Here is a 23483-nt window from a genome sequence, read left to right on the forward strand (position 1 = left end):
CCGTGAGCACCGATGCGCCCCGCCGCTCCCCGTTCCGCCGCCCGCAGCCCCAGGAGGGGCCGCGTGCCACCTTCCGCCAGCTGCTGCCGTTCCTCTTCGAGCACAAGGCGGTGCTGATCGTCGTCGCGGTGCTCAGCGTCATCGAGGCGGTGTTCACCCTCGTGCAGCCGCTGCTCATCGGCCAGGTCATCGAACGCGTGCAGATCGGCGAGGCGCTGGGCGGTATCGTCTGGCTGCTCGTCGGGCTCGTCATCGTGGCCTCGGCGGTGGGCGCCTACCAGCATTACCTGCTGCAGCGCACGGGCACGGCCATCGTGTTCTCCAGCCGCCGGCGCCTCATCGCGCGCATCCTGCACCTGCCCATCAGCGAGTTCGACGCGCGGCGCACGGGCGACCTCGTCTCGCGCGTGGGCACCGACACCACGATGCTCTACGCCGTGCTCACGCAGGGCCTGGCCGACAGCGTCGGCAACGCGCTGCTGTTCATCGGCGCGCTCGTCGCGATGATCTTCATCGATCCGATCCTGCTGCTGTCGATCATCGGCGTCCTCGTCGTCGCCGTGGCGCTCGTCGCGTCGCTCAGCGGGCGCATCCGCAGCGCCACGGCCGAGCAGCAGGAGCGGGTGGGCGAGCTGACCTCGGGCGTCGAGCGGGCGATCGGCGCGATCCGCACCGTGCGGGCGGCGGGCGCGACAGAGCGCGAGAAGGCGTCGGTGGCGCGTATGGCCGAGGCGGCATACGGGGCGGGGGTGAAGGTCGCGAAGGCCTCGGCCCTCGTGGTGCCCGTCGCGAGCGTCGCGATGCAGGCCTCGATGCTCGTCGTGCTGGGCGTGGGCGGCTTCCGCGTGGCCTCGGGCGCGATCTCGATCGCGAGTCTCGTCACGTTCGTGATGTTCCTGTTCCTCATGGTCATGCCGCTCGCGTCGTTCTTCGGGGCCATGACCTCGGTCGGCCAGGCGCTCGGCGCGCTCGGCCGCATCCAGGAGGTGCTGGACCTGCCCCTCGAGTCCGACGGCGACCGGGCGCCCTCCGGCACAACGAAGGAAGACGGCGGGGCCCCGCGCATGGCAGGGCCCGAATCGGGCCCGGCCGCGGCCGGATCTCCTTCGTTGTGCAGTGATGCCCCGGCGATCGCGTTCGAGGACGTGCGGTTCCGCTACCCCGAGGCCGCGGTCGCGGCGCGCACCGAGGCCGAGAAGGAGGCGCTGAGCCTCGCAGCCGAGGCGCATCTCGATACGGAGTCGATCACCGCGGGCGACGAGCCGCGCGAGGTGCTGCGCGGCGTCTCGTTCGAGGTGCCCGTCGGCACGCGCGTCGCCCTCGTCGGCCCCTCGGGCGCCGGGAAGTCGACGATCCTCGCGCTCATCGAGCGCTTCTACGACCCCACCGAGGGCACGATCCGGATCGGCGGCGCCGACATCCGCGACCTGCCGCGCGACGAGCTGCGCGCCCGCTTCGGCTACGTGGAGCAGGACGCCCCCACGCTCGCCGGCACGATCGCCGACAACCTGCGTCTCGCCTCGCCCGATGCCGGCGATGAGGAGTGCGAGCGCGTGCTGCGGCAGGTGAACCTCGGCGACGTCATCGACCGCTCCCCCGCGGGCATCGACACCCCCGTCGGCGAGGACGGCGTGATGCTCTCGGGGGGCGAGCGCCAGCGCCTCGCGATCGCCCGCGCGCTGCTGGCCGCGCCGCCGATCCTGCTGCTGGACGAGTCGACGTCGTCGCTCGACGGCGTCAACGAGCAGCGGATGCGCGAGGCGATCGACGCGGTCGCGGAGGGCCGCACGCTGCTCGTCATCGCGCACCGCCTGTCGACGGTCGTCGACAGCGACCGGATCGTCGTGCTCGACAAGGGCCGCGTCGTCGGGCAGGGCACCCACAGCGAGCTCGTCGAGTCCACGCCGCTGTACCGCGACCTCGCCAAGCACCAGCTGCTCGTGTGAGGCTCGCGGGCGGCTCGCGCTGGTCGCTTCATCTCCGCGGCCTCCGGCCGCTCCGTTCAGCGACCGAGAGGTGCGACCACAGGAATCTGTCGCAGTGTCCGACCCCACCGGCAGGATGGGCGCATGGACCTCGCGAGGCTGCGGGCGCTGCGGTTGCGCCACCACCGGCTCACCGCCCCGGCGCGCACGGTGACCGACGCCGCCCGGCACCTGCTGTGCGTGCAGTCGCAGGACTACTGGGGCGGGCGCCTCGCCCTCGCCGCGCGCTCCCGCGGCGGCCGGGCGTCGCAGGTCGACGCGGCGTACGACCGGGGCGACCTCGTGCGGGCGTGGACGCAGCGCGGCACGCTGCACACCATCCCCGCGGGCGACCTGCGCTGGGTGCTCTCGGTCACGGCCGCGCGCACGCTCGCCCAGAGCGCGACCCGGCGCGCCCAGCTCGGCCTCGACGACGGCACCATCGCCCGCGCCACCGACGCGCTCGTCGGCGCCCTGCGCGGCGGCGGCGCGCTCACCCGCGCCGAGGCGGTCGCGCTCTGGGAGGCCGCCGGCATCCCCACCACCGAGGGGCGCGGCTACCACCTGCTGTTCCACATCGCGCTGCGCGGCCTCATCTGCTGGGGCCCCACGGTCCGGCGCGACGGATTCGAGCCCCGCGAGCAGCGGATCGTGCTCGTCGACGAGTGGATCGGCCAGCACGACGCCCCGGACGATCCGCTCGCCGAGCTGTTCGTGCGGTACATCGAGGGCCACGGGCCCGCGAGCCCCGAGGACTTCGCGTGGTGGGCCGGGCTCACCAAGGGCGACGCGCGCCGGGCCGCGGCGGCCGCGGCCGATCGCCTCGCCACGATCGCGGTCGGCGGCGAGATGCTCTTCGCCTCGGCCGCCGCCCCGCGGCGCGCCCCGGGCGCCGCCGCGACGCACGCGCTGCCGACGTTCGAGGAGTACTACATCGCCTACGCCGACCGCTCACGCGTGGCGTCGTTCGACGTCATGGCGGCCGCGGGGCCCGGCAAGAACGGCATGGTCCGCGCGCTGCTGCTGCACGAGGGCGAGGTCGTCGCGCTCTGGAAGCCCCCGCCGCCGGCGGAGCGCGCGACCGTTGAGCCCGCGTTCGAGCTGATGCGCCCGGCGCCCGAGGACGCGATCCGCGTCGCGCTCGATCGTGCGATGGCGGCCCTGCGCGGCTGACGCCGGGCCGTCACACGCCGCCGATACGGTGGAGCCATGACCGCGCCGTACGACGACCTCGACCAGCTCATCGCCCTGCCCCGCGTGGAGGCCCTCGCCCTCTCCCCCGACGGCACGTGGGCCGCCGCCACCGTCGCCACGCTGAGCGCCGACAGCACCGCGTGGGAGCGCGCGATCTGGCGCGTGCCCGTGAGCGGCGAGGGCGCGCCCGTGCGGCTGACGCGCTCGGCGAAGGGCGAGGCCGGCGCGGCGTTCCTGCCCTCCGGCGACCTGCTGTTCACCTCCGCCCGTCCCGACGCCGAGGACAAGGACGCCCCGGAGGACAAGCCGCAGCTGTGGCTGCTGCCGCGCGAGGGCGGCGAGGCCCGCGCGCTCACGTCGCTGGCGGGCGGGGTCGGGCAGATCGCCGCCGTGGCGCACGAGGCCGGCACCGTCGTCCTCTCGGCCGGCCTGCTGCCGGGCGCGGAGGATCTGGAGGCCGAGGCCGAGCTGCGCAAGAAGCGCAAGGACCTGAAGGTGCAGGCGATCCTGCACGCGTCGCTGCCCGTGCGCTTCTGGGACCACGACCTCGGGCCGGCCGAGCCGCACCTGCTCGCCGTCGACGGCGAGCTGACGGCGGCGCCCGCCGCCGGCCAGAGCCCGCGCCCCACCCTGCGCGACCTCACGCCGAAGCCCGGCCGCACGCTCGAGAACGCCGGGCAGTCGATCACGCCCGACGGCCGCACGCTGATCACCGCCGCCCGCCGCGTCGAGGACCGAGCCTTCACGAGCGACCTCGTCGCGATCGACGTGGCCACCGGCGAGCGCACGACCGTCCTCACCGAGCCGGGCTTCGAGTACGAGAGCCCCGTCGTCAGCCGCGACGGCACCCGCCTCGCCTACCTCCGCGCCGCTCTCGCGACGCCGGAGGCCCCGTCCGACTCCGAGCTGTGGATCGCCGGGATCGACGGATCCGACCCGGTCCGCCTCGCCCCCGAGTGGGACCGCTGGCCGTCGTCGTTCCGCTTCGCCGCCGATGACGCCGCGCTCATCGCGACGGCCGACCACGACGGCCGCGGCCCCGTCTTCCGCATCCCGCTGGACGGATCGGCCCCCACCCGGCTCACGAACGACGACTACGCGTACTCCTCGGTCGACGTCGCCGACGACGGCACGATCACGGCGCTGCGCTCGAACTGGCTCGAACCGCCTCACCCCGTGCGCATCGCGGCGGACGGATCCGTGACCCCGCTGCCGACGCCCGCGCCGATCCCGGCCCCCAACGCGACGATGGAGGAGGTCGAGACCACCGCCGAGGACGGCGCGCGCGTGCGCGGCTGGCTGCTGAAGCCCGTCGGCGCGACGGCGCCCGCACCCCTGCTGCTGTGGATCCACGGCGGGCCGCTGAACAGCTGGAACGCGTGGAGCTGGAGGTGGACGCCGCAGCTGATGGTCGCTCGGGGCTATGCCGTGCTGCTGCCCGATCCCGCCCTGTCCACCGGCTACGGCCGGGACTTCATCGCCCGCGGCTGGAACGCGTGGGGTGGCAAGCCGTACACCGACCTCATGGCGATCACCGACGCCGTCGAGGCCCGCCCCGACATCGACGAGACGCGCACGGCGGCGATGGGCGGATCGTTCGGCGGCTACATGGCCAACTGGGTCGCGGGCCACACCGACCGCTTCCGCGCGATCGTGACGCACGCGAGCCTGTGGGCGCTCGACCAGTTCAGCGGCACCACCGACATGCCCACCTACTGGCTGTCGGCCTTCACGCCCGAGGGCCTCGTCGAGAACTCCCCGCACCGTTTCGTCGAGGACATCCGCACGCCGATGCTCGTCATCCACGGCGACAAGGACTACCGCGTGCCGATCGGCGAGGGCCTGCGCCTGTGGAGCGACCTGTACCTGCACCACGCCACGCCGGAGGGCGAGATGCCGCACCGGTTCCTGTACTTCCCGAACGAGAACCACTGGGTCCTCACGCCGCAGCACGCCAAGCTCTGGTACGAGACGATCTTCGCGTTCCTCGCCCAGCACGTGCTCGGCGAGGAGCCGTCGCACCCCGAGCTGCTGGGCTGATCCGCGACGCTCCGCCGGGGCTCAGCGGGAGCCGACGCGCTCCCGGTCGCGCTGGCGCCGGATCGCGACGCGTCCGTTGTAGATGACCGCGGCGGCCGCGACCATCATGAGCAGCGGGCCGATGATCCACAGCAGCGCGATGAGCAGGTCGATGCCGTCCTCGACCGCCGCCAGGCTGAAGAGCCCGACGATCAGCAGCAGGCCCAGGAAGCCGGCGAGGATGCTGCCCCCGACCACCTGCGCCGTGCCGTTGCCCGTGCCCCACGTGAACCGCTTGCCCGGCTCGGGCACCTGCTGCCACCTGTCCTCCCACGCGTAGCCGTTCCACCAGCGCAGCTGCGCCTGGACGTCGGCGTACGGGTAGAAGCCCGGGGGCGGGCCGCCGTTCGGGGCGTGTGGGGGCATGCCGGTCATGGTCATCGCCTCATCTCGTGTCTCGAGGGGGTCGGATGCCGTCCCGCCGCCGCTGCAGGCGCAGCTGCACCCACGCCAGGTAGGCGAGCATCCACGTGATCAGCGCGAGCGCGGCCTGCGCCGCCCACGCGCCCTGCTGGGCGACCGCCACGACCGCGAGCACCGTCTGCACCACCGCGGCCGCAACGAGGACGAGCGCGGCGGCGGCGAACCATCGCCGGGATCGAGGAGCCTCCGTCATGGCGATGCCCCGAGGCGGCGTCACGCCGCGAAGGCGGTCTGCGGCCAGTCGATCGCGGGCGTCGCGGTGAGGTTCGCGGCGAGCGTGGCGTTCGTGCTCGCCGCGGTCATGAACGTCATCACGAGGCTGATGATCGCCACGATGAGCGAGATGATCGCCACGATGAGCGCGATGATGGCCACGACCACCGTCTCGAGGGTCAGCACGGCGAGCACGAAGCCCGCGACCGCGAGCGCGAGCGAGACCACCGCGACGTCGAGGCTGTCGTAGAAGCCGTCGATGGAGTCGGCCATGCCGTTGAGCACCTGGACCATGGCGCGCGCCGTCTCGGGCACCGCATCGACCGCCCCCATCTGCTCGGCGATGGCGTCGTCGTAGCCGTCCGCCGCATCGGAGTCCCAGTACTCGCTGTCATTGGCGCTCAGGTCCGAGGGTTTGATCGCGCCGGCCAGCGTCGTGCCCGGCGTGAGCACCCCCGCCTCGTACGCATCCGCGGCGTCTCTCAGGACGGACGGCGTGCCGACGTTCATCGCCAGCTCGCGGAAGAACGCGATCGCCTCGCGGACCACCTTCTCGAGCTCCCGCAGCGCATCCATGATGAGGCCGTAGGCGGTGTCCTTCACGAAGTCCGGCAGCGGCAGGCCGAACGGGCGCGCGTTGTCGAGGATGGTCCGGATCGCACCTGGCGCGGACGCCATGATCGCGTCGAGGTGCTTCTCCACCTGGTCGCAGGTCTTCAGGATCTGCTCGGCGACGAACTCGGGTGCCATGATCACTCCACCTCGATCGCTTGGAAGGAGGCGGTGACGTCCGCCTCCGTGCTGGTGTACTGGCCGGCGGCCCAGCGGAGCTTGTCGGCGATGCCCTGGAACTCCGTGGCGCCGGCGTCGAGGCCCGAGCGCAGTCCGGCGACGGCGACCCCGTAGGCCTCGCGCACGGCGTCGGCCCCCGTGATGAACGAGAACGCCGCGGCCGGCACGTCCGGGATGGCGTCCTTGATGGCGACGATGTCGTCGTGCCATCCCTGCCACTTCTCCGCGTCGTCCTCCAGGATGCTCGGCAGCACCTCGAACTCGTCAGCCATTCGTCGCCTCCCCCTTCGCCTGGCGCCACGCGTCGGTCGCGGCGCGCATGACCTCGTTCTCGATCGCCGACTCGGTGGATGCCTCGAGCCAGCCCATGTTGAACTCGATGGTGTGGATGAGCGTGCCGATCATGACGATCCCCACGGTCCGCTGCGGCGTCCAGTAGGTCTCGGGCCCGCCGGACTGCGCCTGGTCGAACAGCCGCGTGATCAGGTCGTGCACGTCGATGCCGGCGCGGGCGGCGTCGGCCTTCACGGCCGAGATGCCCAGGGCATCCCGCTCCGCGGTGGCGAGCCCCACGGCGGCGACGATCTCGCGCGCCAGCTCCTCGGCGGACAGCGACATCCTCGCGCCGCGCGTGATCTGCAGATCGACGAGACGCCCGTCGGGCTCCACCTCCGCGGTCACCGAGGTCACCTCGGGCCGGGGCACGAGCTCGTTGAGCCGGTCCTGTGTGCGCTTGAGGTTCTCGACGGCGGCGTTCGCGCGCTCGGTGAACGCGTTCAGGCGCTTCAGGATGTCGGGCTGCCCCTGCGCGCTCATCCGCCGCACTCCAGGATGACCCCATCCTCGGTCGTCGAGTACTTCTCGGCGGCGGTGACGAGCGTCGACCCGATCCGCCGGAGCGTCGCCACGGACGCGGTCATGTCGGTGCTCCACGCCCCGAAGGACGCGAAGAACGCGTCCGACGCGTCGCCCGTCCAGTCCGACCGCAGGAAGTTCAGGTCGCGATCCAGGTTGTCGATGTCCGTCTGAAGCGTCTCACTCGCGGTGAGGATGTCCTCTCCCGCGGTCTCGAGATCGTCGATCTCCACCTCGATGCTGTCCGCCATGTCGGCATGCTATCGAGCGCGGCCGCCACCTCTCGATGGGCACTTCTGCCCCGTCGCTCCCCTGCCGCTCGCGCGCCGCAGGGAGGAAGCGGCCCGCCCCTCGGATCGGAAAGGGGCGGGCCGCTGTGTGTGCGGGCCCCGGCGTGCGGTCCGGAGCGCGCGGGCGAAGGACCTAGCGTGCGGTCCAGGCCTTCGCGGCTTTCAGACGCTCGCGCAGCGCGGCCAGCTGCGCGCGCAGCGCGGCCGGCACACGATCGCCGAACGTGTCGAAGAACGCCTCGGTCAGGTCGGCCTCGGCCAGCCAGGAGTCGGGATCGACGGCGAACAGCTCGTCGAGGTCGGCGGTCGCGACGTCGACCCCCTCGAGGTTCAGCGCGCCCGCCTCGGGCAGTCGCCCGATCGGCGAGTCCACGGCCCCGGTCTCGCCCGTCAGGCGCCGGATGATCCACTCGATCACGCGCGCGTTGTCGCCGAACCCGGGCCACAGCAGGCGCCCGTCGGCGCCCTTGCGGAACCAGTTCACCTGGAAGACGGCCGGCGGCGATGCCACCCGCCCGCCCATCTCGATCCAGTGCGCGAAGTAGTCGGCCATGTTGTAGCCGCAGAACGGCATCATGGCGAACGGATCGCGGCGCAGCTCGCCCACCGTGCCCTCGGCGGCCGCCGTACGCTCCGACGAGATCGTCGATCCCAGGAACACGCCGTGCTCCCAGTCGAAGGCCTCCACCACGAGCGGCACATTCGTCGCGCGGCGCCCGCCGAAGAGGATGACGTCGAGCGGCACGGCCTCCTCCCAGTCGGGCGCGATCGACGGCGCCTGCGCGGCCGAGACGGTGAACCGCGCGTTGGGATGCGCGGCGGGCCGCCCAGAATCCGGCGTCCAGTCCTCGCCGCGCCAGTCGATCAGGTGTGCGGGCGGCTCGTCCGTGAGCCCCTCCCACCACACGTCGCCGTCGTCGGTGAGGGCCACGTTGGTGAAGATGACGTCGCGTCGCAGCGTCTCGACGGCCGTGACGTTCGTCGACGCGCCGGTGCCGGGCGCGACGCCGAAGAACCCGGCCTCGGGGTTGATCGCCCACAGCCGGCCGTCGTCGCCGGGGCGGATCCACGTGATGTCGTCGCCGAGCGTCTCGACCCGCCACCCGGGGATGGTCGGGCGCAGCATGGCGAGATTCGTCTTGCCGCATGCCGAGGGGAACGCCGCCGCCACGTGGAAGGCGCGCCCCTCCGGATCGATCACGCGGATGAGCAGCATGTGCTCGGCCATCCAGCCCTGCTCCCGCCCCAGCACCGAGGCGATGCGCAGCGCGTAGCACTTCTTCGCGAGGATCGCGTTCCCGCCGTATCCCGATCCGAACGACCACACCTCGAGCGCGTCGGGGAAGTGCACGATGTACTTCTCGGGGTTCGAGGGCCAGGCCACGTCGTCCGCGCCGCCGATGAGCGGCGCGCCGACGCTGTGCACGGTGCGGACGAACGGCTCGCCGCCCGCGATGAGCTCGACGACCTCATCGCCCACGCGCGTCATGATCTCGATCGACGCCACCGCGTACGGGCTGTCGGTCAGCTGCACGCCGAGCTGCGAGATCGGGCCGCCGACCTTGCCCATCGAGAACGGCACGACGTACATCGTGCGCCCGCGCATCGAGCCCTCGAAGAGCGGGTTCAGGGTCGCGCGCATCGCGTCGGGCGCCATCCAGTTGTTCGTGGGCCCGGCGTCGTCTCGCCGCTCGGAGCAGACGAAGGTGCGCGACTCGAGCCGCGCGACGTCGTCCGGATCGGAGCGTGCCAGGAACGAGTTCGGGCGCTTGGCGTCGTTCAGCCGCAGCAGCGTGCCGGCCTCGACCATCTCGGCCAGCAGCTCCTCGTGCTCGCGCGCCGAGCCGGAGACCCAGTGGATGCGATCCGGCCGCGTGAGGGCGGCGATCTCGTCGACCCAGGCGAGCAGCTCGGCCATGCCGCGTCCCTCGACGGCCGGGGCGGTGGCCGCGGCCGTGGGGGCGGGGTGCGTGTCGATCGTCACCGTGAGCTCCTTCGCTGAATGGGCGGGGATGTCTCCAGCATGGGCATCCCTTCCCCGCCCTTTCGGTCCGATTCGCACGAAAGAATCGCGGATCTTTAGATATGCTCAAGGAATGACCTCGGCGTCCGATTCGAAGGGACTCGAGCTGCGCACGCTCGGGCACCGCATCCGGCACTACCGCACGCAGCAGCACCTCACGCTCGACGAGCTGGGCGCCACCGTGGGGGTGGCGGGCAGCCAGCTCAGCCTCATCGAGAACGGCAAGCGCGAGCCCAAGCTCTCGCTGCTGCAGGCCATCGCCGAGGCGACGGGCACGACGGTGACCGATCTCATCTCGGGCGGGCCGCCCAACCGGCGGGCCGCGCTGGAGCTGGAGCTGGAGCGCGCCCAGTCGAGCCCCGTGTTCCGGCAGCTGGGCATCCCGCCCGTGCGCGTGACGAAGTCGATCAGCGACGAGACGATCGAGTCGATCCTCGGACTGCACCGCGAGCTGCAGCGCCGCGAGCGCGAGGCGATCGCCACGCCGGAGGAGGCCCGGCGTGCCAACACCGAGCTGCGGCTGCGCATGCGCGAGCGGAGCAACTACCTGCCCGAGATCGAGAAGCTCGCCGAGAAGCAGCTGGCCGCGGCCGGCCACACGGGCGGGGCGCTCAGCCACCGCACCGTGAGCATCATGGCCGAGCAGCTGGGCTTCGAGCTGCTCTATGTCAACGACCTGCCCTCCGCCACCCGGTCGATCACCGACCTCGAGAACGGCCGCATCTACCTGCCGCCCGCGTCGATCCCCGGCGGCCACGGCCTGCGCTCCATGGCGCTGCAGGCCATGGCGCACCGCCTGCTCGGCCACCGGCCGCCCACCGACTACGCCGACTTCCTGCAGCAGCGCCTCGAGATCAACTACTACGCGTCGTGCTGCCTCGTGCCCGAGACGGCGGCGGTCGCCTTCCTGAGCCAGGCGAAGAAGGACCGCAACCTCGCCGTCGAGGACCTGCGCGACGCGTTCGGTGTGACGCACGAGGCCGCCGCGATGCGCATGACCAACCTCATGACGACGCACTTCGACATGCCGCTGCACTTCCTGCGCGTCGGATCGGCCGGGCAGATCGAGCGCGTGTACGAGAACGACGGCCTGCCGCTGCCCGAGGACGTGACGGGATCGATCGAGGGCCAGATCGTGTGCCGCAAGTTCTCGGCGCGCGACGCATTCGAGCAGCAGAACCGCACGACCGAGCACCACCAGTACACCGACACCCCCGCCGGCACGTACTGGTGCGCGACTCAGACGGGATCGCGCGACGACGGCGACTTCTCGATCACGGTGGGCGTGCGCTTCGACGACGCGCGGTGGTGGCGCGGGCGCGAGACGCAGAACCGCGCGACGTCGACGTGCCCCGACGAGGCCTGCTGCCGGCGCGCCCCGAGCGAGCTCGCCGATCGGTGGCGGGGCAAGGCGTGGCCGAGCGCCCGCGTGCACACCCACATCTTCACCCCGCTGCCCCGCGGCACCTTCCCGGGTGTCGACGACAGCACGGTGTTCGAGTTCCTCGAGCGCCACGCCGAGAGCTGACGGGCCCGCCCTTGCGCGCCCCGGGCCGCGTCGCACACCGGACTGTCGGGCGCATCGCCTAACGTCGAGACCCGTGTCTTCTGATCGCCTCGGTCGCAGCCTGTCGCTGCGCCACATCCGCTTCATCGCCCTCGGCACCGCGATCGGCACGGGCCTGTTCTACGGCTCGGCCGAGACGATCCAGGCCGCCGGCCCCGCCGTCCTGATCGCCTACCTCATCGCGGGGTGCGCGGCGTTCGCCGTGATGCGCGCCCTCGGCGAGATGGCCGTGCGCCACCCCGTGGCGGGCTCGTTCGCCCAGTACACGAGCCGCTACGTGAGCCCGTTCCTGGGCTTCCTCACGGGCTGGACGTTCACGTTCGAGATGATCGTCGTCGCCGTCGCCGACATGACCGCCGCGGCCGGCTACATGGGCATGTGGTACCCGGACACCCCCGGCTGGGTCTGGATGGTGGCGGCCATCGCGCTGATCTGCGGGCTCAACCTGCTGCGCGTGAAGGTGTTCGGCGAGCTGGAGTTCTGGTTCACGCTCATCAAGATCGTCACGATCGTCGCGCTCATCGTGGGCGGTCTCGGCCTCATCGTGTTCGGCGTGAGCCTGGGCGGCTTCGAGCCGGGGCCCCACAACCTCTTCGACCACCTGGGCGGCTTCGCGCCGTTCGGCGTGTGGGGCATCGTCATGAGCCTGGGCATCGTCGTGTTCTCGTTCGGCGGGATCGAGACGCTCGGCATGACGGCCGGCGAGACGGCGGATCCCGCCCGCTCGATCCCGAAGGCCGTGAACACGGTGCCGGTGCGCATCCTGCTGTTCTACGTCGCGACGCTCGCGGTGATCCTCATGCTCATCCCGTGGACCGAGATCGGCTCCGGCGAGTCGCCTTTCGTGCAGGTCTTCGCCACGCTCGGCGTGCCGGCGGCGGCGCACATCCTCAACTTCGTCGTCCTCACGGCCGCCCTCTCGGCGATGAACTCCATCACCTACGCCGCGAGCCGCACGATGTACGGCCTCGCCGAGCAGCATCACGCACCGAAGGTCTTCACGCGGCTGTCGCGCTCGGGCGTGCCGATCGTGCCGGTCGCGATCGTCGCCGGGTGCGCCGTGCTGGGTCTGGGCGCCTACCTGCTGATCCCCGACCAGCTGTTCCTCGTCGTCGCCTCGATCGCGACGTTCGCGACGGTGCTGACGTGGGCCTCGATCCTGCTCGCCCACCACGGCATGCGCCGCGAGATGACCCGCGACGGCGCGCCGAGCGCGGGCTTCGCGATGCCGCTGTGGCCGTGGACGAACCTCGTCGCGCTGGCGTTCATGGCTTTCGTCGTCGTGATCCTGGCCTTCACAGAGTCGGGCCGCACGGCCCTCGTCGTGGGCGCGATCTGGATCGCGCTGCTGTCGATCGCCTACGCGGTCCTCGTGGGGCCGAAGGGCCGCGTCCGCCCCGAGCTGGAGACGCGCGCGCCGGAGCCGCACGGCCTCGAGACGCGCTGACGGGGTTCAGCCGCGGGGCGGCACCGGGTAGCGCCCGGCGATGACGATGCGGTTGAACGCGTTGATCTCCACGGCGAGCCAGCACACGCCCACGTACTCGGGCTCGCTGAGCACGCCGCCCACGCGGTGGTAGACGTCGTCCGAGATGCCGCCGCGGTGGATGAAGGTGAGCGCCTCGGCCAGCTCGAGCGCCGCGCGCTCGCGCTCGGAGAACACGCCCGACTCGCGCCACACGGGCAGCTGCGCGAGGTCGTCGTACGAGATGCCCGCCTTCGCGGCGCGGTCGGCGTGCACGCGCGAGCAGTACGCGCAGCCGTTCAGCTGCGAGCAGTGCAGCAGCACGAGCTCCTTCATCCGCTCGTCCACGCCGTTCTCGCGCGCGATCCGGGCCGCCGTGTCGGCGAAGGCGTCGAGCGCCTGGTACGCCTCGGGCGCCGCCTTCGACAGGTGCACGCGCTTCTCGGCCATCGATCCTCCCTCGGTTGCGCGGCCTGGTCGGACCGCCTGCGACGACAGTACCGCCCGCGGGGCACCGCACGCTCCGAAATCACTTCGCACAGCCGAATCAGACATTCGGGATCAATTCGCACAGATAGGCAGGATCATTACGTGGCACTTTGATCCGCGATTTCCACGCGGGCGCGCGGTGGCCTCACAATGGAGCGATTCACGGCCAGCCACGAAGGGATCCGCTGTGAGCTCTGACAGCCCGCGCCACGACGACATCGACGAGTTCTCGTTCCTGGCGCCGCAGGCGGCCGATCTGGGCACCGAGGTGCCGCCCGCCCGCCGGCTCGCGCTGAGCCTGCCGGACGCCCGCTCGCTCAGCGCCGTCGCGCTCGGCGAGGGCGCGCCCGCGGTCGTGCTGCTGCACGGCGCCGGCCTCAACGCGCACACGTGGGACGCCACGGCCCTGGCCCTCGGCGAGCCGACCCTCGCGATCGACCTGCCCGGCCACGGCGATTCGTCGTGGCGCGACGACGCGGCCTACGCCCCGCGCGTGCTCGCGCCCGACGTCATCCGCGGCATCGAGGAGTGGGCCGAGGCGCCTGTCGTGCTCGTCGGCCAGTCGCTCGGCGGCGCCACCGCCGCGGCGGTCGCCGCCGCGCGGCCCGATCTCGTGCGCGCCGTCGTGCTCGTCGACATCACCCCCGGAATCGACGAGTCCGGCCCGGCCGAGCTGCGCCGCTTCTACGAGCGGCTCTCGTTCGCCTCGCGCGAGGAGCTGCTCGACCACGTCGTCGCCTTCGGCCTGGGCGGCGGGCGCGAGCAGGCCCGCCGCGGCGTCGTGCTGAACTCGCGCGTGCTGCCCGACGGCACCGTCGAGTGGAAGCACCACTTCGCCCGCATCGCCGCCTCCGCCCTCGCACCCGCCGCGCGCGACGACGACGGCGAGCGCTGGGCCGACCTCGAGGCGGTGCGCGCGCCTCTCACCCTCGTCCGCGGCACGCGCGGCTTCGTCTCCGCGGCCGCGCTCGACACGTTCCGCTCGCGCCTGCCGCACGCCGACGTCGTCGAGCTCGAGGCCCCGCACAACGTGCAGGAGGTCGCCCCCGTCGAGCTGGCCGCCCTCATCCGCTCCCCCCTCTCCTCCCCCGCACCCGAGAGCGTCGCCTGACGCGCTCGCCCGAAAGGACCCCCATGTCGCTTCCCGTTCGCCGCGGCGTCCGCGCCGCCGCCGTCGCCTCCGCGCTCGCCGCGGCGCTCGCACTCGCCTCGTGCTCGGCGGGCGACCCGTCGCCGGCGCCCGCCGACCCGGACGCCGCGCTGCGGGTCGGGCTCATCCTGGAGCCCGACAACCTCGACATCCGCCGCACCTCGGGGGCGGCGCTGGAGCAGGCGCTCATCGACAACGTGTACGAGGGCCTCGTCAGCCGCACGCCCGAGGGGGAGGTCGTGCCGCGCCTCGCCACCGAGTACGAGGTGTCCCCCGACGGCCTCACCTACACCTTCACGATCGCCGAGCGCGTGAGGTTCCACGGCGGCGGCGCGCTGACGACCTCGGACGTCGTCGCCTCGCTCGAGGCGGTGCGCGCCGACGAGTCGTACGTCGACCACGCGGTGTTCGCGAACGTCGCCTCGATCGAGGCGCCGGACGACTCGACCGTCGTCGTCACGCTCGCCGAGCCGAATCAGAACTTCCTCTTCGCGCTGGGCGGGCGCGCCGGGCTCGTGTTCGACGAGGGCGACGAGACCGACCTGCGCACGGCCGCCAACGGCACCGGCCCGTTCACGGTCGCCGAGTGGGTCGACGGCGACCACCTCACCCTCGCGCGCAACGACGCGTACTGGGGCGAGCCCGCGGGCGTCGCCGAGGTCGTGCTGCAGTACATCCCCGACGCCACGGCACTCGTCAACGCCGGGCTCGACGGGTCCCTCGACGCGATCACGGCCGTCGATCCGGAGTTCGTGCCGGAGCTGGAGGGCTCGTTCGAGGTGAGCGAGGGACTGACGACCGACAAGTTCATCCTCGCCTTCAACGACGCCGCGCCGCCGCTCGAGGACATCCGGGTGCGCGAGGCGCTGCGCATGGCGATCGACCACCAGGCGATCATCGAGACCGTCGGCGCCGGCATCCCGCAGTTCGGCCCGATCCCCGAGCTCGACCCCGGCTACGAGGATCTCTCGGACGTCGTCTCGTACGACCCCGAGCGCGCCCGCGAGCTGCTGGCCGAGGCGGGAGCGGATGACCTCGAGCTGGAGCTGACGATCCCCAACGTGTACGGCACCACCGTGTCGACGCTGCTGGTGGGCGCGTTCGACGACATCGGGGTGAACCTCCGCGTCGAGCCGGTCGAGTTCTCGACGTGGCTGAACGACGTGTACACGAACCAGGACTACGAGCTCAGCTACGTCAACCACGTCGAGCCGCGCGACTTCGAGACGTGGGCCGACCCCGACTACTACTACGCCATCTCGGACGAGGAGGTGCTCGCGCAGGTGCAGGGGCTCTACGCCGACGCGATGCGCGAGACCGACCCGGACGCGTCGGCGCAGCTGCTCGCCGAGGCCGCGCGGATCGTCGCCGAGCACCACCCCGCCGACTGGCTCTACACGCGCGCCGACATCGTCGCCGTCGCCCCGGGCGTCGAGGGCTTCCCCGCCGACGCCACGAGCACCCGCCTGCCGCTGGCGGGCGTGACGTTCGCCGGCTGATCCGCACCGGGGAGGACGGGTGATCCGCTACGCGCTCACGAGGCTGCTGCTGCTCGCGGTGGGCCTCGTCGTGGCGAGCGCGATCATCTTCCTCACCCTGCGCGTGCTGCCCGGCGACGTCGCGCAGCTCATCTCCGGCACGAACGGCACGCCCGAGCAGGCGGCGCGGATCCGCACCCAGCTGGGGCTCGACCGCCCGCTGCTCGCGCAGTACGCCGACTGGATCGGCGGCGTGCTGCGCGGGGATCTGGGATCGTCCTTCCTCACGGGCGCGCCCGTGGCCCCCGAGCTCGCGCGCAAGGCCGAGGTGACCGTGCCCCTCGGTCTGCTCGCCATGCTCATCGCGCTGCTCGTGGCCGTGCCCTTCGGCGTGCTCTCGGCGCTGCGGCGCGGCCGCGCCTCGGGCACCGCGATCAGCGTGGTGGCGCAGGGGCTGGCCGCCGTGCCCGTGGTGTGGGCCGGCATGATGCTCGTCGTCGTCTTCGCCGTGGGGCTCGGCTGGCTGCCCGCGCAGGGCTTCCCCACCCGCACCGGCTGGTCCACGCCGTGGGAGGCGCTGCGCGCGCTCCTCCTGCCCGCTCTCACGATCGGCGTCGTGGAGGGGGCCGTGCTGCTGCGGTTCGTGCGCAGCGCCACGCTGCAGGCTCTCGGCGAGGATTTCGTCCGCACCGCCGCCGCGAAGGGACTGACGCGCACGCAGGCGCTGCTGCGGCACGGGCTGCCGAGCGTCGGGCTGTCGGTCGTCACGGTGCTGGGCGTGCAGGTGGCGGGGATCATCGTCGGCGCCGTCGTGATCGAGCAGGTGTTCAACCTGCCGGGCATCGGCCGCATGCTCGTGACCGACGTGGGAGCGCGCGACCTCGAGAAGGTGCAGGGCGAGCTGCTCGTGCTCACGGGCTTCGTGCTCGCCGTCGGCTTCCTCGTCGACCTGCTGCATCATGCCGTCGATCCGCGGCAGAGGGAGGCCGGATGACCACGCTCGCGCGACTGTGGCGCTCGGGCACGGGCCGCTTCGGGCTCGTCGTCGTGGCGGTGATCGCCGCGACGGCGCTCGTGTCGCTGCTGTGGACGCCCTTCGATCCGCGCGCGGTCGACACGGCCGCCCGCTGGGCCGGCCCGAGCTGGCCGCACCTGCTCGGCACCGACAACACCGGCCGCGACATCCTGAGCCTGCTCATGGTCGGCGCCCGCACGACCATCTTCGTGGCGGTCGGCGCCGCGCTCGTGGCGACGCTGTTCGGCATGGTGCTCGCGGTGCTCGGCGCCCTCACCCCGCGCTGGACGCGCGAGGCCGTCGCGGTGCTCATCGACATCCTCATCGCCTTCCCCGTGCTGCTCATCGCGATGATGATCTCCTCGGTGTGGGGCGGATCGCTGTGGGTGGTCGTGTGGGCGGTGGGCATCGGCTTCGGCGTGAACATCGCCCGCGTCACGCGCCCCGAGCTGCGCCGCGTGCAGCGCAGCGACTTCGTGCTCGCCGGCCGCGCCGCCGGGCTCACGCCGTGGCAGAACCTCACGCGGCACCTGCTGCCCAACGTCGCGCCGATCTTCATCGTGCAGCTGTCGTGGGGCATGGCCGTGGCGGTGCTCGCCGAGGCCGGGCTGTCGTACCTCGGCTTCGGCGCCACCGTCACCGATCCGTCGTGGGGCCTGCTGCTGAGCGAGCTGCAGCGCTACATCGCGATCCACCCCACCTCCGTCGTGTGGCCGGGCCTGGCGATCACCCTCACCGTGCTCGCGCTCAACCTGCTGGGCGATGCCCTGCGCGAGGCGACCGATCCGACCCTGCGCCACGGCGACCGCCGGCGCATCCCGCACACGACGCCGGGGGTGGTCGCGTGAGCCTCGAGGTGCGCGATCTCGCGATCGAGATCGACGGCCGGCGCGTGGTCGACGGCGTCTCGTTCGAGGTGTCGGACGGATCGCGTGCCGGGCTGATCGGCGAGTCCGGCTCGGGCAAGTCGCTCACCGCCCTGGCCATCCTGGGCCTGCTGCCCGACGGCGCCACGGCGACCGGATCGATCCGCTGGGACGGGACGGAGCTGCTCGGCATGCCCGAGCGGCGGCTGGCGGCGCTGCGCGGCGACGAGCTGGCGATGGTGTTCCAGGAGCCGCAGAAGGCGCTGAACCCCATCCGGACCGTGGGCCGGCAGATCGCCGAGGCCGTGCGCATCCACCGCGGCGTCTCGCGGGCGGAGGCGCGGCGGATCGCCGTGGCCGAGGCGGCGCGCGTGCGCCTGCCCGACCCCGAGGCGATCGTGAACCGCTACCCGCACCAGCTCTCGGGCGGGCAGCGGCAGCGCGTGGCCATCGCGATGGCGCTGGCGTGCGGACCGCGCCTGCTCATCGCCGACGAGCCCACGACCGCCCTCGACGTGACGATCCAGGCCGAGATCCTCGAGCTGCTGCTGGGGTTGGTCGACGACGCGGGCATGTCGCTGCTGTTCATCACCCACGACCTCGCCGTGCTCTCGCAGGTCGCCGCGGAGGGCATCGTGCTCGAGCGCGGCCGCGTCGTCGAGCGCGGGCCCGTGCCGCGCCTGCTCACGGACCCGGCGCACCCCGTGACGCAGGGCCTGCTCCGCGACGCGACCGCGACCCTGTGGCGCGGCGAGGGCAGCGAGACAGCAACGGCGCGCCGAGACAGCGTGCAGCGTCCGCTGTCTCGGCGCCAGGATGCTGTCTCGCCGGATGAGGGAGCGGCGGATGAGTGATGTGCTGATCCGGGCGCGGGGGCTCGGCCGCGAGTACGCGGCGCCGCGCGCGAGGGCGTTCTCGCCGCGACGGGTCACGACGGCGCTGCAGCCGACCGACCTCGACATCGCGCGCGGCGAGGCCGTCGGCGTCATCGGCGAGTCCGGGTCGGGCAAGTCGACGCTCGTGCGGCTGCTGCTCGGGCTCGACCGGCCCACCTCGGGCACCGTCGAGGTCGACGGGCGCGCCGTGGACGCCCGCGCATCGGCCCGCTCGCTGCACTGGCTGCGCCGCATGACCGGCGTCGTCTTCCAGGATCCGTACGCGTCCCTCGATCCCCGCATGAGCGTGGGCCGGATCGTGGCCGAGCCGCTGTGGGCGCTCGGCGTGGACGGAGACCACCGCGCGAGGGTGCGCGAGGTGCTCGCCGACGTGGGCCTCGATCCCGACATGGCGGATCGGCACCCGCACGAGTTCTCGGGCGGGCAGCGCCAGCGCATCGCCCTCGCGCGGGCGATCGCGCATCGACCCCTGGTGCTGTTCGGCGACGAGCCGCTCTCGGCCCTCGACGTGACCGTGCGCGCGCAGATCCTCGAGCTGCTGCGGGGGCTGCGCGAGCGCGAGGGCCTGACGCTCGTCATGGTCTCGCACGACATCGGCGTGGTGCAGAACCTGTGCGACACCGTGGTGGTCATGAAGGGAGGGGCCGTGGTCGAATCCGGCCCGACATCCGAGGTGCTGCGCCGCCCGCGCGAGGAGTACACGCGCCGCCTGCTCGCCTCGATCCCCACCATCTGACGCGGCCGGATCGACGCTCCGGCGGACGCGGATCGGGGCGCCGGCGCGGCGCCGGATCGGGCCGTCGGTAATCCGATCCGTGCAATTCACCTGCCGTTCACCCGACATACCGGGCGCGTTCCGGAGCGCGGGCGACCCTAGGGAGACCGTTCGAGTCGGGCAGCAGGGGGAGGTGGCGGCGTGAGCGTACGCGAGGTGACCACGGGCACCACGACCGCCGCCGTGCTGCGCGGCGGAAGCGTGTCGGTCGAGCGCATCGCCCTGCCCCAGCCGGGTCAGGGCGAGCTGCTCGTGGCCGTCGATCTCGCCACCGTGTGCGCCGCGGATCGCGCGCCCGCCGCGTCCGGCCCCTCGCGGGTCCTCGGGCACGAGGGCGTCGGCCGCGTCGTCGCCGCCGGGCCCGGCGCCCCCGCCGCGGTGAAGGACAGGGTCGTGTGGGGGCCGACGGTCGCGTGCGGCCGATGCGACCGCTGCCGTGGGGGCCGCACCGCGACCTGCCGCATGCTGCGCCGGTTCGGCGAGGAGCCGATCGACGGGTCGTGGCCGCTGTCGGGCTCGTTCGCCGCGCACGTGCTGCTGCCCCGTGGCGCGACGGTGGCCCGCGTGCCGGAGGCGCTGTGCGACGCCGTCGCGTCGTCGGCCGGCTGCGCCGCCGCCACCGTCATGGCCGCGCTCGACGCCGTCGGACCGCTGCGCGGCGCGCGGGTGCTCGTCGGCGGCGCCGGCATGCTCGGCCTCACGGCGGCGGCCGTCGCCACCGACCGGGGCGCGTCCACCGTGGTGGCCGTCGACCGCGATGCCTCGCGCCGCGCCATGGTCCGGGCGTTCGGCGCGACGGAGGCCGTCGCGTCCGGCGCCCCGCTGCCCGACGTCGACATCGCGCTCGTGTTCCGGATGCCGCCGGCGCCCGCGTTCGAGGCGCTCGCGATCGGCGGCCGTCTCGCGCTCGTCGGGTCGCGCGCGGCCGCCGATCCGCTCGCGCTCGACACCGGGCGCCTCGTCGACCGCCGGCTCTCGGTCGCCGGCGTGCTCGGCTCCGAGCCGCGCCACCTGACCGAGGCCGTCGCCTATCTCGCGGAGGCCCGCGACCGCTGGCCGTGGGAGCAGCTCGTCTCGCCCGCCGTGCCGATGTCGTATCTGCCGACCCTGCTCACGCAGCCGGCGCCGATCGCGCCGCGCGCCTCGGTCCAGCCCCGCCGCTGACGCCCCGGGCCGCGGCGCGGCTTGCGGTGGTCGCTTCATCTCCGCGGCCTCCGGCCGCTCCGTTCAGCAACCGATGGGTGCGACCGAGTGGTGCAACCCCGCGGTCAGGAAGACTGCTCGCCCCTTCCGAAGATGCGGGAGAGCATGCCGGGCTTCTTGCGGGGCTTGAGCTGCTTCTGCAGGTACACGGTGCCGAGCCAGCGGCCGAACTTGAAGCCGACGCGTCCCATGCGCCCGACCTCGACGAATCCGAGCTTCTGGTGCAGCGCGATGGATGCCTCGGCGCCCTTGTCGCTGATGACGGCGACGAGCTGGTGCAGCCCGATCTCCTCGCACGCCTCGATGAGCGCCTCCAGCAGCGCGCGGCCGAGGCCCTTCCCCGTGGCGGCCTGGCCGAGGTAGACGGAGTTCTCGACCGTGTACCGGAACGCCGACTTGCCGGCCCATGGCGAGACGAGCGCGTACCCGAGCACCTGCCCCGACGGGGAGACGGCGACGAGGAACGGCAGCCCGAGCTTGCGAAGGTGCTCGAACTTCTCGACCCACTGCGTGTGGCTCCACCGCTTCTCGTCGAACGTCACGACCGAGTTCATGACGTAGTAGTTGTAGATCTCGCGGATGTCCGGGATGTCCTCGAGCCTCGCCGGCCGGATCTCGTACGAGAACGGGCGCTCCTCGCTCACCTGACGGCTGCGCAGGTGGCGCCGGCGGCGCCTCTCGTACGACTCATCGAGCATGGGCATCAGATTACGCGCCAGTCCACCGGGCCGGCGCCCTGCGCCCGCAGCAGCTCGTCGACGCGCGAGAACGGGCGGGAGCCGAAGAAGCCGCGGCTCGCCGAGAGCGGCGACGGGTGCGCCGACTCCACGCGCGGCACGTCGCCCAGCAGCGGCGCGAGGGAGCGCGCCTGGTTCCCCCACAGGACCGCCACGAGCGGGCCGCCGCGCGCTGCCAGGGTGCGGATCGCGTGCTCGGTCACGCGCTCCCAGCCCCAGCCCTGGTGCGACGCCGGCGCACCAGGGCGCACCGTGAGCACGCGGTTGAGCAGCATCACGCCCTGGTCCGCCCAGGCCGACAGATCGCCGTGCGCGGCCGGCGGGATGCCGAGGTCGTCGTGCAGCTCGCGGTAGATGTTGGCGAGGCTGCGCGGCAGCGGGCGCACGTGGCGCTCGACGGCGAACGACAGGCCGATGGGATGGCCGGGCGTGGGGTACGGATCCTGGCCGACGACGAGCACCCGCACGTCGGCGAGGGGCCGCTGGAACGCCCGCAGCACGTGCTCCCCCGCCGGCAGGTACGGCCGGCTGGCGGCGACCTCCGCACGCAGCCGCTCGCCGAGCGCGGCGATCTCGCCCGCCACGGGCGCGAGGGCGTCGGCCCAGCCCGCGTCGATCAGCCCCGCCTCCGCCAGCTGCGGCAGCGTCATGCCCGGCATGCTCACGCCGACGGGGCCAGGCCGGCGTCCTCCTCGACCACCGAACCGGCGGCCGACCAGGGGAAGTCGATCCACCGATCCGTGTCGCGCCACGCGTAGTCCGGCTGGATGATCGTGGACGGCTTCGTGTAGATCGTCGCCGAGCGCACGTCCGCGCCCTTCGCGGCGAGCAGATCCACCGCCATCCGCAGCGTGCGCCCCGAGTCGGCGACGTCGTCGACGAGCAGCACGCGCCGGCCGTCGAGGTAGTCCATGTCGAGCGCGGGCGGCAGCACCTCCGGCGCGTCGAGAACCGTGCCGATGCCCGTGTAGAACTCCATGTTGATGGCGCCGCAGTTCTTCACGCCCAGGCCGTACGCGAGCGCGCCGGCCGGCAGCAGCCCGCCGCGCGCGATCGCGACGACGACCTCGGGCACGAACCCGTCGGCCACGATCCGCCGCGACAGCTCGCGCGTGGCATCGCCGAAGCCCTGCCAGGTGAGCACCTCGCGCGGCGCCGTCATGCGCCGGGCTCCTCGCGCGGCGCGAGCGGCCCGCGGTGCAGCATGTGCTGCGCGGCCTGCGCGACGGGGCGCATCGTGACGAGGTCGAGGTTGACGTGGCCGGGGGCGTTCAGCGCGTAGGCGATGACGTCGGCGACGTCCTCGGCGACGAGCGGCCCGTCGACGTCGGCGTAGAGCGCCTCGACGGCGGCCGGGTCGCCCGTGCGGTTCAGCGTGAACTCCTCGGTGTGCACCATGCCGGGCGCGATCTCGACGACGCGCAGCGGCTCGCCGTTCAGCTCCTGCCGCAGCGCGTGCACGAGCATGCTCTCGGCGGCCTTCGCGGCGTTGTAGCCGCCGCCTCCCGGGTACGCCACCTGCGCGGCGGTGGAGGTGACGAACAGCAGGTCCGCGTGCGTCGACTCGGCCGCGGCGGTGCCGCGCAGCTGCGGCAGCAGCGCCTGCACGAGGCGCTGCGCCGACAGCGCGTTGACCTCGTACATCCACAGCCAGTCGGCGGCCGCGCCGTCCTCCACGCGATCGGTGCCCTTCGCGCCGCCCGCCACGTGCGCGAGCGCGTGCACGGGACCGGTGTGCGCGAGGTGCGCCGCGAGCGCGTCGACGTCGGTCTGCGAGGTGAGATCCGCGGCGAAGGTGTCCGCCCCGGTCTCGGCCGCCAGCTCCTTGAGGCGATCGGCCCGCCTGGCCACGCCCACGACGTCCCATCCCGCCTCGCGCAGCGCCCTCACGGTCGCCGCTCCGATCCCCGAGCTCGCCCCGGTCACGACCGCGCGTCTGTTCGCCATGCCTCCACGGTATCGCGGCGCCGGGCGCCGATTGTGACGCCGCGTTTCCGGGCCGTTGCCGC

At 73.0% G+C, this 23483-nt stretch carries 24 protein-coding genes; 12 read left to right on the forward strand and 12 right to left on the reverse strand.

Annotation, left to right across the window (positions count from 1 at the left end; genetic code table 11):
* Positions 1-2 precede the first annotated feature (2 nt).
* From ACYVJ0_RS09315 to ACYVJ0_RS09325, 3 genes are all read left to right on the forward strand, one after another.
* Positions 3-1946, forward strand: coding sequence for an ABC transporter ATP-binding protein (locus tag ACYVJ0_RS09315; RefSeq protein WP_460817456.1), 1944 nt, complete (start codon positions 3-5; stop codon positions 1944-1946).
* A gap of 123 nt (positions 1947-2069) precedes the next feature.
* Entirely contained in the window at positions 2070-3137 is a 1068-nt protein-coding gene (locus tag ACYVJ0_RS09320; RefSeq protein WP_460817458.1) for a winged helix DNA-binding domain-containing protein, read from the forward strand.
* Between the two features lie 36 nt (positions 3138-3173).
* A complete protein-coding gene (locus ACYVJ0_RS09325) occupies positions 3174-5198 on the forward strand; it encodes a S9 family peptidase (protein WP_460817459.1) in 2025 nt (674 codons plus the stop codon).
* A 21-nt stretch (positions 5199-5219) separates the two neighbouring features.
* Here the strand turns inward: ACYVJ0_RS09325 and ACYVJ0_RS09330 are convergent, their stop codons facing one another.
* The 7 genes from ACYVJ0_RS09330 to ACYVJ0_RS09360 all read right to left on the reverse strand — a co-directional run bounded on the left by ACYVJ0_RS09330 (position 5220) and on the right by ACYVJ0_RS09360 (position 9728).
* Positions 5220-5612: a hypothetical protein gene (locus ACYVJ0_RS09330; RefSeq protein WP_460817461.1), complete on the reverse strand. Its 393-nt coding sequence runs from the start codon at positions 5610-5612 to the stop codon at positions 5220-5222.
* A 10-nt stretch (positions 5613-5622) separates the two neighbouring features.
* A complete protein-coding gene (locus tag ACYVJ0_RS09335; protein WP_460817463.1) occupies positions 5623-5877 on the reverse strand; it encodes a hypothetical protein in 255 nt (84 codons plus the stop codon).
* The gene (locus ACYVJ0_RS09340; protein ID WP_460817465.1) at positions 5874-6623 is read right to left on the reverse strand and encodes a hypothetical protein; all 750 of its coding nucleotides are present in this window, start codon (positions 6621-6623) and stop codon (positions 5874-5876) included. Before ACYVJ0_RS09340 ends, ACYVJ0_RS09335 begins: the two co-directional genes overlap by 4 nt.
* Before the next feature lie 2 nt (positions 6624-6625).
* Entirely contained in the window at positions 6626-6937 is a 312-nt protein-coding gene (locus ACYVJ0_RS09345) for a hypothetical protein (RefSeq protein WP_460817467.1), read from the reverse strand.
* Positions 6930-7481: a hypothetical protein gene (locus tag ACYVJ0_RS09350; RefSeq protein WP_460817468.1), complete on the reverse strand. Its 552-nt coding sequence runs from the start codon at positions 7479-7481 to the stop codon at positions 6930-6932. Before ACYVJ0_RS09350 ends, ACYVJ0_RS09345 begins: the two co-directional genes overlap by 8 nt.
* Positions 7478-7771 carry a WXG100 family type VII secretion target gene (locus tag ACYVJ0_RS09355; protein WP_460817469.1) on the reverse strand — a complete coding sequence of 98 codons (294 nt, stop codon included), beginning with the start codon at positions 7769-7771 and terminating at the stop codon, positions 7478-7480. The genes ACYVJ0_RS09350 and ACYVJ0_RS09355 overlap by 4 nt, the downstream gene beginning before the upstream one ends.
* 172 nt (positions 7772-7943) lie before the next feature.
* A complete protein-coding gene (locus ACYVJ0_RS09360; RefSeq protein WP_460817520.1) occupies positions 7944-9728 on the reverse strand; it encodes a phosphoenolpyruvate carboxykinase (GTP) in 1785 nt (594 codons plus the stop codon).
* Between the two features lie 178 nt (positions 9729-9906).
* On the opposite strand from ACYVJ0_RS09360, the gene ACYVJ0_RS09365 reads away from it, so the two are divergent.
* Both ACYVJ0_RS09365 and ACYVJ0_RS09370 read left to right on the forward strand, forming a co-directional pair.
* The gene (locus ACYVJ0_RS09365) at positions 9907-11361 is read left to right on the forward strand and encodes a helix-turn-helix domain-containing protein (protein ID WP_449854354.1); all 1455 of its coding nucleotides are present in this window, start codon (positions 9907-9909) and stop codon (positions 11359-11361) included.
* A gap of 73 nt (positions 11362-11434) precedes the next feature.
* A complete protein-coding gene (locus ACYVJ0_RS09370; RefSeq protein ID WP_460817471.1) occupies positions 11435-12847 on the forward strand; it encodes an amino acid permease in 1413 nt (470 codons plus the stop codon).
* Positions 12848-12853: 6 nt separating this feature from the next.
* On the opposite strand, the gene ACYVJ0_RS09375 is transcribed toward ACYVJ0_RS09370, so the two are convergent.
* Entirely contained in the window at positions 12854-13315 is a 462-nt protein-coding gene (locus tag ACYVJ0_RS09375; protein ID WP_449854356.1) for a carboxymuconolactone decarboxylase family protein, read from the reverse strand.
* Between the two features lie 226 nt (positions 13316-13541).
* Here ACYVJ0_RS09375 and ACYVJ0_RS09380 point away from each other — a divergent pair, with 226 nt between their 5' ends.
* From ACYVJ0_RS09380 to ACYVJ0_RS09410, 7 genes are all read left to right on the forward strand, one after another.
* Positions 13542-14465 (forward strand): alpha/beta fold hydrolase, encoded by a 924-nt coding sequence (locus ACYVJ0_RS09380; protein ID WP_460817473.1) that lies wholly within the window; start codon positions 13542-13544, stop codon positions 14463-14465.
* Positions 14466-14488: 23 nt separating this feature from the next.
* Positions 14489-16003: an ABC transporter substrate-binding protein gene (locus tag ACYVJ0_RS09385; RefSeq protein WP_460817475.1), complete on the forward strand. Its 1515-nt coding sequence runs from the start codon at positions 14489-14491 to the stop codon at positions 16001-16003.
* 19 nt (positions 16004-16022) lie between these two features.
* Complete coding sequence (locus tag ACYVJ0_RS09390; protein WP_449854359.1) at positions 16023-16976, forward strand: ABC transporter permease; 954 nt, start codon at positions 16023-16025, stop codon at positions 16974-16976.
* Positions 16973-17845, forward strand: coding sequence for an ABC transporter permease (locus tag ACYVJ0_RS09395; RefSeq protein WP_460817476.1), 873 nt, complete (start codon positions 16973-16975; stop codon positions 17843-17845). The genes ACYVJ0_RS09390 and ACYVJ0_RS09395 overlap by 4 nt, the downstream gene beginning before the upstream one ends.
* On the forward strand, positions 17842-18717 hold the full coding sequence (locus tag ACYVJ0_RS09400; RefSeq protein ID WP_449854361.1) for an ABC transporter ATP-binding protein: 876 nt from the start codon (positions 17842-17844) through the stop codon (positions 18715-18717). Before ACYVJ0_RS09395 ends, ACYVJ0_RS09400 begins: the two co-directional genes overlap by 4 nt.
* Positions 18710-19495: an ABC transporter ATP-binding protein gene (locus ACYVJ0_RS09405; protein WP_460817477.1), complete on the forward strand. Its 786-nt coding sequence runs from the start codon at positions 18710-18712 to the stop codon at positions 19493-19495. The genes ACYVJ0_RS09400 and ACYVJ0_RS09405 overlap by 8 nt, the downstream gene beginning before the upstream one ends.
* A 180-nt stretch (positions 19496-19675) precedes the next feature.
* On the forward strand, positions 19676-20698 hold the full coding sequence (locus ACYVJ0_RS09410) for an alcohol dehydrogenase catalytic domain-containing protein (protein WP_460817479.1): 1023 nt from the start codon (positions 19676-19678) through the stop codon (positions 20696-20698).
* Positions 20699-20802: 104 nt separating this feature from the next.
* Here ACYVJ0_RS09410 and ACYVJ0_RS09415 read toward each other — a convergent pair whose 3' ends face one another.
* Genes ACYVJ0_RS09415 through ACYVJ0_RS09430 form a run of 4 tightly spaced genes read right to left on the reverse strand, consistent with a single transcriptional unit; the run spans position 20803 to position 23421 of the window.
* Positions 20803-21435 (reverse strand): GNAT family N-acetyltransferase, encoded by a 633-nt coding sequence (locus ACYVJ0_RS09415; protein WP_460817481.1) that lies wholly within the window; start codon positions 21433-21435, stop codon positions 20803-20805.
* Positions 21436-21440: 5 nt separating this feature from the next.
* Positions 21441-22124, reverse strand: coding sequence for a uracil-DNA glycosylase (locus tag ACYVJ0_RS09420; RefSeq protein WP_460817482.1), 684 nt, complete (start codon positions 22122-22124; stop codon positions 21441-21443).
* 11 nt (positions 22125-22135) lie between these two features.
* A complete protein-coding gene (locus tag ACYVJ0_RS09425; protein ID WP_449854366.1) occupies positions 22136-22636 on the reverse strand; it encodes a phosphoribosyltransferase in 501 nt (166 codons plus the stop codon).
* Positions 22633-23421, reverse strand: a complete 789-nt coding sequence (locus tag ACYVJ0_RS09430) for an SDR family oxidoreductase (RefSeq protein WP_460817484.1) — start codon at positions 23419-23421, stop codon at positions 22633-22635. The genes ACYVJ0_RS09425 and ACYVJ0_RS09430 overlap by 4 nt, the downstream gene beginning before the upstream one ends.
* Positions 23422-23483: the final 62 nt, after the last annotated feature.

Source organism: Microbacterium petrolearium, from assembly GCF_054782875.1.